Source organism: Leptolyngbya sp. FACHB-711 (assembly GCF_014695615.1).
In the GTDB taxonomy this organism is placed as follows: domain Bacteria; phylum Cyanobacteriota; class Cyanobacteriia; order Elainellales; family Elainellaceae; genus Leptolyngbya_A.
Genome location: NZ_JACJOR010000133.1, coordinates 1 through 11,448 on the forward strand (window position 1 = coordinate 1; position 11,448 = coordinate 11,448).

Sequence of the window (11,448 nt, forward strand, 5' to 3'; positions counted from 1 at the left end):
CTGCACCAGGATCATGACTTCCTTTGCATCGTTAATCGTGCCGACTCCGACCGTTAACGCAAATTTCGGTACTTGATTGACATCCTGATTAAAAAAACGAGCGTTTGCTAATTTGGTGCTGTAGGTTAAGGTTTTAATTCGCGTTCTTGACTGTAATGACGAACCTGGCTCATTAAATGCGATATGCCCATCTTCGCCCACACCGCCGATAAATAATTCAACGCCGCCCAATGCTTTGATTTTCGCTTCATAGCGATCGCATTCTTGATCAACATCAATCGCATTTCCATTCAGGATATGAATCTGTTCTCGTGGAATATCAATGTGATCAAGAAAATTTTGGTGCATATAGGCGTGATAGCTTTGCGGATGATCTTCGGGAAGCCCGACATATTCATCCATATTGAATGTCACCACGTTTCTAAAGCTCAATTCGCCCTGCTGATAAAATTCAACTAAGCAGCGATACATTTTGAGCGGTGTGCTGCCCGTCGGCAATCCCAGCACAAAGGGGCGATCGATCGTGGGTGCAAAGGTTTTGATGCGATGTTTCACATAATTCGCTGCCCAATTCGCGACGCCATCCGCGGAATCGCAGATGATCAGGCGCATGGTTGTATCGTCCGTAGTTCGCGTTTCATTTCACCCTGATTTAACTTTTGAGTGTCTCCACCGTTCCCAATCCCCAATTGACGATCGCAACCCTGGGCGCATAGCGCGGATCGTTAAACCAGCCGACAAACTTTTTCAGATCAGCCAGCGATGAAATTCCCACACAGCCATTTGTACCAGGAGAAGCTGCCGCATTGTTATCCAAATGAAAGCCGATCGCCGTTCGCTCAGTCGGAGAGTTGCAGCGCATTCCCACCCAGACTGGACCTAAACCGTTTGCATCATCCGCCCAGCTTTTAGAGTAATCGTCGCGCACCCCGCTTGCCCATTCCACATTGCCCACCAGCCAGTAGCCTTCGGGTAGAGGTTCCATCGAGCCGGCGCGGCTTTGATTGACGGTGCGAAAGTTCTGCTCTCTCGGTTGACCCGATATTGCTGGAATTTGATCGATCGCCCGATTTCCTTGAATCAGCGCGACGTTCAGCAACACCAAACCACTGGGATTGGTGCGGTTCGTGCGGGTAATGCGAATCACGCGGCGTTCGGTTTCGATCGTCGGCGGCACTTTTGCGGGTGGAGCAATGGCATAGCGTCCGGCATTGGTTTGCTGAAGAGCATTCAGCAGCTTTTTGACCTCGCCGTTGGTTTGAAACACGCGCAGCGGCTTACCGCCTTCCATCTCAAACACGCGCCCGTCAGGGTAGATGTCAAGCCATCGTCCAACCATCGCAATTCCTCAATTTCGACTGCTGCCATTTCTGCTGTCATTTCTTCAGTTATGGCTTTTCCGCTGTAATCAGTCAATGTCCGTGAGTTGGGCAGGGCGGTGCAGAAACGGATCGATCGAGCCAGCCGCTTGCCTGCTGAAGTCGGGGCAGTGCCTCTTGTGGGTTGTTTCGCAGCAGATAAACCAGCGCGATCGCAGCCTGTTCGCTTGCCCGTGCGTTGCGGTTTGCCTTGAGCCGATGCCAATCCTGCGGGGCGATCGAGAGCCGTTCTGCAAGTGCCTGTACCAGTTCCAGGGTACTGAGTTCGGCGAGGGCGGCTTTGGGCGCAGGGGCAGATGCCGTTAGCGCAGAGCCTTCGGATGCCAGTGGTTCGGGCATAGATTGAGACATGGGAGATTGGGGCATATTAGGATCGGGTTAGGAAGACGGATTCTTTCTCCTAATGTACTATGCAGGTTCGAGCATCTGGTTCCTTCCCAAAATTCTTTATTGTCTTCTCCTGTTCCTCACTTTTTTTCCTTCCCCAAATGGCTCCTGCCCCCGATGAAGCGATCGACCTGGAACAAGGCTTACGCCAAGCCGAAGCTGATTTACTGCGCCTCAAAGCTCGCTACGCCCAGGTGCAGGCAGACCAGCAGCGACAGATCGAGCTGAAGAACCGCCTGGATGATGTACGCGGTAATCTACGCCGTGATAAAACCCCAGAACTGAAAGCTGAACTCAAACAGATCCAGCAGCAGCTCGAAGCACTGGAAGTCGCCTTGGAAAGTCAGCTTTTTTCCTGGAGCGGTTTAAAAGAAGTATTCTGGCAGGCGGTGCGGTTTGGCGGACTGGGAATTGTGATTGGCTGGGTATTGCGGTCGATCGCGCTTTAGATTGAAAGCACCCAATAAAGGGCGATCGGTTATCCTAAGTCAATTTGGCGCAACATCCTTTCAAAGGCTTTTGCATTACGAACTTGCTTGAACCCTATCTCTTGAGTCTGGATATCGCCGTCATAATCTTTTGATCTGTGGACGTAAAGAATAATGTCACCACTGCCATCGCGATCTTCTCGACGAGAGACAACCCTTAGCTCAGAAGGCATAAAAGATGTTACTGTTGTCGACCGTCCCGCTGTAAGAATAAAGGCTCGTTCATAGGTTATGACGTAAACAGACTGACGTGCTGTGAGCCAATTCAGGAAGGGAATAAAAAAGATAAGAAATAGCGGAATAACAGTTCCCATGAGAAAAACTAGAGCACCTGGAACACCTACAAATTCAAGCAGAGATCTTCCCATGCCTCTCGCTTGTTGATAGGTGCTAAAGCTGGTAAAAGAAAAAAATAGTAAGGAAACGAATAGAACTAAACAAACACCCAGGACGGAACGAGTAAAAAAACGAGCAATAGGCTGCTCAATCCATTGAATCTGCTCATTTGGCGAAAGCTCTTTTTCCAAACTTCTCCGCAGCTTTTCTGGCAGCCTATCGTTGTCCATTATCTTTGTTTTGTAGCTCTATTTTGTCTTCTGGCGAACTTAGAAACTGGTGAAAGACACAGAGTCAGTCTAAACAAATTTGTTAAGGCAAGGGAGGGTAATGCTACGGTTTTTATAGAATGGTCAATTCGAGTAATCCCGACAGCAGCGCAGCTCCTAAGCAATCGAACAAGTAACAGCACGAGCTAAACCCGAACGACCCTCAAACAATCAACTCCTCATGCTGACTCTTATCATTGGCAACAAAAATTACTCGTCCTGGTCGCTGCGAGCCTGGCTGACGCTGAAATATTCGGGCTTACCGTTTACCGAAATTCGGCTGCCGCTCGATACGCCAGAATTCTACGATCGCATCTCCCAATATTCCCCCTCAGCCAGAGTTCCCGTTCTTCTGCACGATGATTTGAGGGTGTGGGAATCGATCGCGATTGGCGAGTACATTGCTGAGCTTGCCCCTGCTTCTGGCTTGTTGCCTGCGGATTCGGCAGTTCGGGCAGTCGTCCGGTCAGTCAGTGCAGAAATGCACGCAGGATTTTTCGATTTGCGCCGGAATCTCCCAATGGACTGTCGATCGCGTTATTCAACCGATCGCGTGACACCCAGTGTTCAGAAAGATATCGATCGCATCAGCCAGATCTGGCGAGACTGTCGGCAGCAGTATAGGCAGCAGGGTTCGTTTTTGTTTGGAAATTTCACGATTGCCGATGCCATGTACGCTCCCGTCGTGTCTCGATTTGTCACCTATAACGTCAAGCTGGACTCAGAGGCGCAAACCTACGCAGACGCAATCTGGACGCTTCCTTTGATGCAGGAATGGGTCGAGGCTGCAACCCAGGAACTCGAAGTAATCCCGCCGGATTTGCTCTTTGCAGTTTAAGTAAGCTTTAAAGAAATCCCAGCGATCTTACCTAGAAAAACACAGCAAAACAGAGAGGTGGAATTTACACTGAGGAGAAGCCTAGCAGGATGTTATGAAAATAAATGCTTGTGACCTGCCCTATCCTCTCAATTCTGAAGAACTTGCCCTAGCTCTGGGGTTCTAAAGTCTTCCAAGATTGGGGCAATTTAAGGGACAGTGTAGAACAAAGAATACGGCTCAAACGTCCTCTGAATTCAGCCTGTGCTGAAGCTTGTCGATTGCTCTGGAGTGATGGGGGTTGTCGGTTGCGGATTGACCGTGAGTGACTTCAGCAGGGACACTGGTTTGAGTGTTATTCGTTAAGGGGGAATCCCTTTCTAGTTCCACAGCAAATTGGCGTATCTAGAAGTGAGATTGAAGCTTTATGTATGACTGCATCATCGTCGGCGCAGGACCCGCAGGCGGATCGGCTGCCTACCATCTGGCAAAGCGAGGGCGATCGGTTCTGGTTTTAGAAAAAGAGTCGCTGCCGCGCTATAAGCCGTGTGGAGGTGGCGTTTCCCCCCAAATTGCCGAATGGTTTGACTTTGACTTTTCGCCTGCCATTTCCCTCAAGGTAGACACCATCCGCTATACCTGGAAAATGGACGATCCGGTGACTGCCAAGCTCGAAAGCCTGGAGCCGATCTGGATGGTGCGGCGCGATGTATTTGACCATTTTCTGATTCAACAGGCGCAAAAGCAAGGCGCAGAACTGCGAGACAATACCGAAGTCAAAGGCATCGAGTTTAAGAGCGATCGCTGGCAGGTGAACACAGCGCAGGGTCCAGTTGAAGGACGCTATTTAATTGCTGCCGACGGTGCAAAGGGGCAAACAGCAAAATGGCTGGGCTTTAAAGATCGCAAGCGTCGCCTCGCTGGAGCCTTAGAAGCCGAAGCAAAAGCTACCGTTGCAAATTCAGATACCGCTCACTTTGAGTTTGGCATGGTCAAAAACGGCTACATCTGGAATTTTCCCAAGGCAGAGGGCTATTCGATCGGTGTGGGGACCTTCCGAGGCGGTGAGCCGCAGGACTTTAAGAGCATTCTGACCGAATACGCGACGCTGTTTGGTATCGACCTGCAAACCTGCAAGCAGTACGGGCATCCTCTGTGCCTGTGGGACGGCGAACAAAAGCTACATACCCAAAATGCCGTCCTGGCAGGAGAAGCTGCCTGTGTGGTTGATCCCTTTACGGCAGAAGGTATTCGTCCCTCGATTTTTAGCGGGGTCAAGGCAGCCGAAGCGATCGATCAGGCGATCGGCGGTAATGCAAACGCGCTCGCTGGCTATTCCCAAGTGATGAACCAGGAATGGGGCGCAGATATGGTTTGGGCACAGCGGTTGGCAGGCGTATTTTACCGGATTCCTAGCTTCGGCTACAAAATCGGTGTGAAACGTCCGACTGCAACCGAGCGTATGGGACAAATTCTCTGTGGTCAATTGCGCTATAGCGACGTCGCAAGCCGTGCCCTGAAGCGGCTGACAGCAGGCTTGATCCCCGGGATGGGTGGCTAGCAAGCGTTTAAGTTTGGGTGCGGATACGATTAACTCCTTTCATCGGTAGCCATTCTCCTAGGTTTTCTGGGGAATGGCTTTTCTCTGCACCTGAGTGCTACCGAACAATCTGAAACTCATCAAAGCGCACCACGTCCCCCTCGGGCTGGCGGGCATCAAATCGGTAGCTGCTGACAAGCCCGGTCGCGGTGTCTAGAATGCTGAAGACGGTGATCTCGTTGCTGGCAATGTAGGGCTGGGGTTTGCCATTTTCATCGAGCAGAGCACTAATCGAAGGTACGATCGCCGTCAGTCCACCCGGATCTCCGCTAGGCACGTAGTTGGGCTGAAAACCGATCGGAATTGAGCGACGAGTTTCACCCAGAAAGGCTCCGTAGGTGTTGCCCACGTTCGAGCTTTCCAGGAAGTGCATTCCGCCCGGACTGTCAAACCGATTCCACAGGTGCGAATGTCCATAGAACACAAGCTGTACGCCTGCCTTTTCCAGGAGCGGCATCAGATCTCGCAGCAGATAGTCGCGACCGATCGGGTATTCGTAGCGCACGGATTTAATTTGCCCGTCCGGGAAGCGATCGATAATCTGCGTCGGGTTCGTGTAGGGCGGAACCACGTTATCCCCCAGCGAATGGGGCGGATGGTGAAACATGACGATTTTGTATTTCGCCTGCTGGAATTCGGGGCGGTTTAGCTCTGCTTCCAGCCAGCTATATTGCGGACTACCGGGGGCGATCGGCTCAAAGATGTGCTGTCCGTAGCCCCATTTGTTGGCATCCGAGAGATCGACATCTCGTTCGCGGTAGCGTCCGCGTGCATTGGGCTCCAAGCTGGGGACACGCCAGGTATTGCAGGCATCGAGGGAAATTAGCCGCACATCGCCCAGCGTGATCGCATAGTATTTTTCGCCACCCGGACTGGTATTCGGCAGGGAAAAGATTTCTTCGTAGGTGTCGCTGTTAAAGGAATGATTCTTGATCCAGGTTTGGGCGATTGCCGGATCATTTCCAGGGTTAATCTGAGCGGCAATTTTGGCGTAGAGTGCGACTGCATTCTCGATCGGCACGGGATCGTTGTACTGCTCATTTAATGGCAGTTCGGTTGAAAAGCGTCCCATCACCTCGTGGTTGCCCAACGCCGGAAACAGCGGAGCCGACTGCAAAATCTTGCCGCCGCGATAGCGAGTCCCAACCCCGTTTTGCTCTAACAGCCGATTTGCTCGTCCCTGCAAACTGGGGAAAAACGCGCCGCCCCGATTGTCGTCAAACCATTCCGAAGCGCGATCGGGAATATTCACCAGATCGCCCGCTAGAAACACGGCATCGATCGGTTCGATCGTTTCAGTCACCTTTTGGAGGTTTGCCGGGGTCATGGGCATGAGCTGATGATCAGAAGTCAGCAGAATCTTGAGCGGCTGTCCGGGGGCGGAAACGGCTGCCAGAGTATAGCGACCGCTCCATTCCATCCGTCCGTTATCGCGCATGCTGCCCACTCGATAAGGAATGCGCTGGCTGGGAGTGAGTCCCTGCACCTCAGCTTCGTGTCGCCAGATGGGGCGATCGGTCGGCTGAGTGTAAACCTGCCCGTCTTCTTCCTGATTGTCCACTCGCGATCGCTGGTCTTCCCGCATCCGAGAAAGCTGAGTGGTTTGGGCGATCGTCGTCTGGTCAAGATTGCTGCCATATTGCACAAAGCTCTCGCGCCCGGCAAATTCGGTGAACCAGACCACTCGCACCGAGTTTGCGGTTGGGAGCTGAAGAAACGGATCGGTCAGCAAGCCCGCGCCCACCGGAAACAACGGAGCCAGCAGCATTCGGACAAAGAAAACTCCGTAAGCCAGGACGCTCAAAATCGCCGTCACCCACAGCACCAGGCGACCGTTCGATAACTCCTTCCACTTCATTCGATGCAGCAGTCGCCTAGTCCCCGTAGATGCAGTAGGTTTGGTCTCTGAAAATCAGACCACTTTATTTTGCCCAAGGCAAGAGTCGTTCATACAAGTTTGGGCTTGAAGTTTGGACTTGGAGTTTGGGCTTGAAGTTTGGGCTTCACGCTTTCGATCGTGCGGTGTTTATCTTGCCCGATACTTACGCATGCGTCGTTGATGCCGCCGTTCTGCCACCTGTTTTTGCATCCGACGGACGACAGGCAAAGCAACACCATAGCTGAGCAAACCGCCAAAGAAACCGACCACCGCACAGCCCAGCAAGTAGGCAACTAGGATATCCCCTCCCAATGCCAGAAACCCCTCGATCGATCGCAAACTATCGATTGGTAAATCACTCCACTTCTGCCCCAGCAAGGTTTGCCCGACATGAAAATTCAGCGCAGTAAAGGGAAGCGTGGTAATCGGGTTGCTGAGCCAGGTTCCGGCAGCGGCAGCAATTTTACTGCTGTGAAAAACTGCTGCGGTGAGAATTGCGATCGCCATTTGCAGCCCCGGCAGCGGAAACATTCCCCAAAACACACCAAAAGCAAATCCGCGGGCAATTTCGGGCGGTGTGCCACGCAGTCGCAAAAAACGCAGATAAAAGTAGCGCAGCAATCGTTTCCAGCGCATGAAGTCCTTAGGATTATCAGCAGATCAACTCTACAAACTTCATAACATTTTGTTTCGATCAATGACCAGTCTCGAAGGATAAGCAGTTGCTTGTTATGGCACTGCAACCGATCGCAGCAGACGATCGACAATGATCCGCGATTTGCGTCCGGCAGCCGGAATCATGCGGTGGGAAAGGACATAGGGCGCGAGGAATTTTACATCGTCGGGAATCGCGAATTCTCTGCCTTCCAGAAACGCCAGTGCCTGGACTGCCCGATGCAGTGCAACTGTGCCTCTAGGGCTCACGCCGAGTAAGACTTCCTCATCTTCACGGGTGGCGCGCACCAGATCGAGAATGTATTGCTGAAGCGGCGTTTCGACTCGCACCTGGGCACAAAGCTGTTGAAGCGACTGCACTTCTGCCAGAGAAATACAGGGATGTAGGGCTTCGGGTTTTTGTCCGAGTCGCTGAAGCATTTGCAGTTCTTCTGCTTCGGTTGGGTAGCCCAGACTAAAGGACAGCGCAAATCGATCCATCTGCGCTTCGGGCAGGGGAAACGTGCCCTGATATTCCACCGGATTCTGAGTCGCAATCACAAAAAATGGATGGGGAACCAGACGCGATTTGCCGTCGATCGTCACTTGATGTTCTTCCATGACTTCCAGCAGGGCGGACTGGGTGCGAGGCGTTGCCCGGTTAATTTCATCTGTCAGCAGCACATTGGCAAACACAGGTCCAGGCAAAAACTCAAACTCGCCCGATCGCGGATTCCAGATATTCGTCCCCGTCACGTCGGCAGGCAGCAGATCCGGCGTGCACTGAATTCGCTGAAACTGTCCCTCAATTGATCGCGCCAGAGACTTTGCCAGCAGGGTTTTTCCCACTCCGGGCACATCTTCCAGCAGCGCATGTCCACCCGACAACAGAGCCACCAGCACTAGCCGAATTGCCTCTTCTTTGCCGACGATCGTTTGTCCTAAATTCTGAACGAGCTGTTCAATCCGTTCTCGCATGGGGTTTTACGATGGGGTAAGACTGGCTAACGCCTTGGGCATTGCTCCATAATGACAGCGATCGATTGCACCTGAAGGCAGCAAATTTACGGAAGCTGTGCAGAGCGGTAGATCAGGTTGCCGGGTCACAGATTGATAATAGGAGGAAATCTCACACTGAATTCACCCCCAATTAATCGGCGACCAAACCGCCCTAACATTTTTTCATTTCCTTATGACTCAAGCCCGTGCGACTCAAAAGCAATCGAATCGATCGCCAAATCCCCTAAAGCAATACTGGCGCGTCCTCAAACTTTTCTGGTCAACCGCTTTGGAAGCCGAGCTAGAGTATCGGGTTAATTTTTTGATTGCTGCCCTTACTAGTTTTGGCAGTCTGGCAGGTAGTTTGTTCAGTCTGTCGCTGTTTTATCAGACGGGCTATCAGTTTCAGGGATGGAGCTGGGAAGAGGCACTGCTGGTGCTGGGCGTGTTTACCATTCTTCAAGGATTTTCCGCAACGCTGCTGGCTCCGAACCTGAATCAAATTGTGGATCAGGTGCAAAAAGGCACGCTCGATTTTGTGCTGCTGAAACCGATCAGCTCTCAGTTTTGGCTGTCGCTGCGGAGGATTTCGCCCTGGGGTTTGCCTGATTTGATCTTTGGGCTGATTCTGATTGGCTATGCGGGAACAAGGCTAAATCTGCCGCCGATCGCCTATGTTGCCAGTGTGATTCCGATTCTGTTTGGGCTGCTGATTCTCTATAGCCTGTGGTTTATTTTGGGCGCGACGAGCATCTGGTTTGTCAAAATCTACAACGTCACCGAAGTGCTGCGGGGGCTGCTAGAAGCCGGACGATATCCGATGGCGGCTTATCCAGTGGCGTACCGCGTCTTTTTTACCTTTGTGGTTCCGGTTGCGTTCCTGACCACGATTCCGGCTGAAGTGCTGCTGAGCCGGGCGCAGGTTTTGTGGATCGCTGGCGCGGGGATTTTGGCGATCGTGCTTTTGCTGTTTGCCCGTTCTTTCTGGCGGTTTGCGCTGCGGTTTTATACCAGCGCGTCTAGCTAGCTCTACAGCCCCAAGCCACCCATGCTACCTTGCAGAAAAATTTGCAGTGCCAGTCCTGCCACTGATCCCAGGAAGCTGAAGAAATTGCCGCCCCCGCCGCCGCCCTGACCGTTTGCCGCCTTAAGCCGTTGCTGCTCTGCTTCCTGATACGCCTGAACGCTGGTAATAAATTGAGCTGAAAGCTCCTGTCCCTGGCTGTCGCCCTGGGTGGTGTAAAGTTCTTGGGCACTTTGAGCATCACCGATCGCCCCCGCATCATCACTCAAGCGCATCCGTGCCATTGCCCGCGCCAGGTAAGCATGAGCAAAGGTAGGGTTCCGCGTTAAAGCCTGATCGTAATTACTGATTGCACCTCGAAAGTTGCCGCGCTGCGCCTCTGCCAGCCCAAAGCGATAAAGATTTTCAGGGGTGGCGATCATCGCCGGAAGTCCTACCGCTTGCAGCACATTTGCCCCGTCCAGGTTTGCCCCCTGAATCATTGCCCCGTTCAAAATTGCCCCCCGCAAATCTGCATTTCTCAAGTCAGCCCCGCTCAAATCGGCTCCGCTTAAGTTTGCGTTCACCAGTGCCGCCCCCGCCAGATTTGCCCCCTGCAGGTTTGCCCCACTCAAATTCGATCGGCTCAGGTTTGCCTGCACCAGATTCGCATTTTGCAAATTTGCCCCTGAGAGACTGGCATAAACTAATCCCGCCTGGCTTAGCTCACACTGCGAACACTGCTTGGTCTCAATCAACTGCTGAACGTGCTCCAAGTTTTCAGCGAGTGCAGCCGATCCCCAGCCAGTAACGGTCAGAACGGCGAGTGCAGGCAACAGAGTGAGTTTCATGACTGATACGCTAGGTGTAGAGTAAGGTTGCTTGATTTTACAGTGTGGGCAATTAACTGTAGGGCTATCATAGTGTACTCAAAATTTGAGAGACGCACCAATGTCTACCCGCTTCTTCATCGCCCTCATTCCCCCTCAAGCAGTCCAGGATTACGCCGATCGCACTATTCAGGAGCTGACCGAGCGCTTTCAGACTCGCACTGCCAAGGCTCCGCCCCACGTCACGCTTCAGCCACCTTTTCTGTGGGAATTCGAGCAGGTTTTTGAGTTAGAGAATCGCTTGCGGCAGTTTGCCCAAACCCGCTCGCCCGTCCCGGTGACCATCTCTGGCTTTGGAGCATTTGCGCCGAGGGTGCTGTACCTGAACGTGTTAAAAACCCCGGAACTCCTAGCCCTTCAGGCTGTCCTTATACAGGATTTAGAGCAGATTGGCATTCGTGACCCGAAGAACAAACAGCGCGGCTTTTCGCCCCATCTCACGGTGGCTTCACGGAATATCAACAAGCTGATCTTCAAGGCTGCTTGGGCAGAGCTTCAGGCGCGATCGGTTGAATTTGAGTTTGTAAGCAATCGCCTAATTTTGCTGATTCATGAGGGGCAGCGGTGGCAGGTGCGATCGGAGTTTGAATTAGGGGGGGCAACCCGATACTAAAGATTCGTGACAACCGATCGAGTTTTTGTTGACAGGAGAATCTGAAACCGTAACAATAGATACAGAAAGTGAATCGTTCATCCTAATCTAGGTCGTAAATTTTGGACTGCTAAAGCTAGACCGCTAAAGCTAGA

The 11,448-nt window shown here is 52.2% G+C and carries 14 protein-coding genes; 5 read left to right on the forward strand and 9 right to left on the reverse strand.

The genetic code is table 11. The features are described 5' to 3' along the window. From nagB to H6F80_RS04345, 3 genes are all read right to left on the reverse strand, one after another. A partial coding sequence (nagB, locus tag H6F80_RS04335; protein WP_190790381.1) for a glucosamine-6-phosphate deaminase occupies positions 1-612 on the reverse strand: 612 nt, incomplete at its 3' end. A gap of 40 nt (positions 613-652) precedes the next feature. Continuing rightward, a complete protein-coding gene (locus H6F80_RS04340) occupies positions 653-1,339 on the reverse strand; it encodes a hypothetical protein (RefSeq protein WP_190790382.1) in 687 nt (228 codons plus the stop codon). 73 nt (positions 1,340-1,412) lie between these two features. Continuing rightward, positions 1,413-1,730, reverse strand: a complete 318-nt coding sequence (locus tag H6F80_RS04345) for a DUF6439 family protein (RefSeq protein WP_242067155.1) — start codon at positions 1,728-1,730, stop codon at positions 1,413-1,415. 137 nt (positions 1,731-1,867) lie between these two features. On the opposite strand from H6F80_RS04345, the gene H6F80_RS04350 reads away from it, so the two are divergent. Then, the gene (locus H6F80_RS04350) at positions 1,868-2,215 is read left to right on the forward strand and encodes a sll0565 family protein (protein WP_190790383.1); all 348 of its coding nucleotides are present in this window, start codon (positions 1,868-1,870) and stop codon (positions 2,213-2,215) included. A 29-nt stretch (positions 2,216-2,244) separates the two neighbouring features. Here H6F80_RS04350 and H6F80_RS04355 read toward each other — a convergent pair whose 3' ends face one another. Beyond that, the gene (locus tag H6F80_RS04355; RefSeq protein WP_206755033.1) at positions 2,245-2,781 is read right to left on the reverse strand and encodes a hypothetical protein; all 537 of its coding nucleotides are present in this window, start codon (positions 2,779-2,781) and stop codon (positions 2,245-2,247) included. Between the two features lie 259 nt (positions 2,782-3,040). On the opposite strand from H6F80_RS04355, the gene H6F80_RS04360 reads away from it, so the two are divergent. Both H6F80_RS04360 and H6F80_RS04365 read left to right on the forward strand, forming a co-directional pair. After that, entirely contained in the window at positions 3,041-3,697 is a 657-nt protein-coding gene (locus H6F80_RS04360; RefSeq protein ID WP_190790385.1) for a glutathione S-transferase family protein, read from the forward strand. Between the two features lie 406 nt (positions 3,698-4,103). After that, positions 4,104-5,237: a geranylgeranyl reductase family protein gene (locus tag H6F80_RS04365; protein WP_190790386.1), complete on the forward strand. Its 1,134-nt coding sequence runs from the start codon at positions 4,104-4,106 to the stop codon at positions 5,235-5,237. A gap of 97 nt (positions 5,238-5,334) precedes the next feature. Here the strand turns inward: H6F80_RS04365 and H6F80_RS04370 are convergent, their stop codons facing one another. The 4 genes from H6F80_RS04370 to H6F80_RS30230 form a co-directional block, all read right to left on the reverse strand. Continuing rightward, positions 5,335-7,134, reverse strand: a complete 1,800-nt coding sequence (locus H6F80_RS04370; protein ID WP_190790387.1) for a purple acid phosphatase family protein — start codon at positions 7,132-7,134, stop codon at positions 5,335-5,337. Positions 7,135-7,302: 168 nt separating this feature from the next. Beyond that, complete coding sequence (locus H6F80_RS04375) at positions 7,303-7,791, reverse strand: DUF2062 domain-containing protein (protein ID WP_190790388.1); 489 nt, start codon at positions 7,789-7,791, stop codon at positions 7,303-7,305. A 93-nt stretch (positions 7,792-7,884) separates the two neighbouring features. Continuing rightward, entirely contained in the window at positions 7,885-8,787 is a 903-nt protein-coding gene (locus tag H6F80_RS04380) for an AAA family ATPase (RefSeq protein ID WP_190790389.1), read from the reverse strand. 6 nt (positions 8,788-8,793) lie between these two features. Continuing rightward, positions 8,794-8,916: a hypothetical protein gene (locus H6F80_RS30230; protein WP_277879035.1), complete on the reverse strand. Its 123-nt coding sequence runs from the start codon at positions 8,914-8,916 to the stop codon at positions 8,794-8,796. An 85-nt stretch (positions 8,917-9,001) separates the two neighbouring features. On the opposite strand from H6F80_RS30230, the gene H6F80_RS04385 reads away from it, so the two are divergent. Next, a complete protein-coding gene (locus tag H6F80_RS04385; protein WP_190790390.1) occupies positions 9,002-9,835 on the forward strand; it encodes an ABC transporter permease in 834 nt (277 codons plus the stop codon). A 2-nt stretch (positions 9,836-9,837) separates the two neighbouring features. On the opposite strand, the gene H6F80_RS04390 is transcribed toward H6F80_RS04385, so the two are convergent. Further along, complete coding sequence (locus H6F80_RS04390) at positions 9,838-10,662, reverse strand: pentapeptide repeat-containing protein (RefSeq protein ID WP_190790391.1); 825 nt, start codon at positions 10,660-10,662, stop codon at positions 9,838-9,840. A gap of 100 nt (positions 10,663-10,762) precedes the next feature. On the opposite strand from H6F80_RS04390, the gene H6F80_RS04395 reads away from it, so the two are divergent. Next, complete coding sequence (locus H6F80_RS04395) at positions 10,763-11,314, forward strand: 2'-5' RNA ligase family protein (protein WP_190790392.1); 552 nt, start codon at positions 10,763-10,765, stop codon at positions 11,312-11,314. The last annotated feature ends 134 nt before the right edge of the window (positions 11,315-11,448 follow it).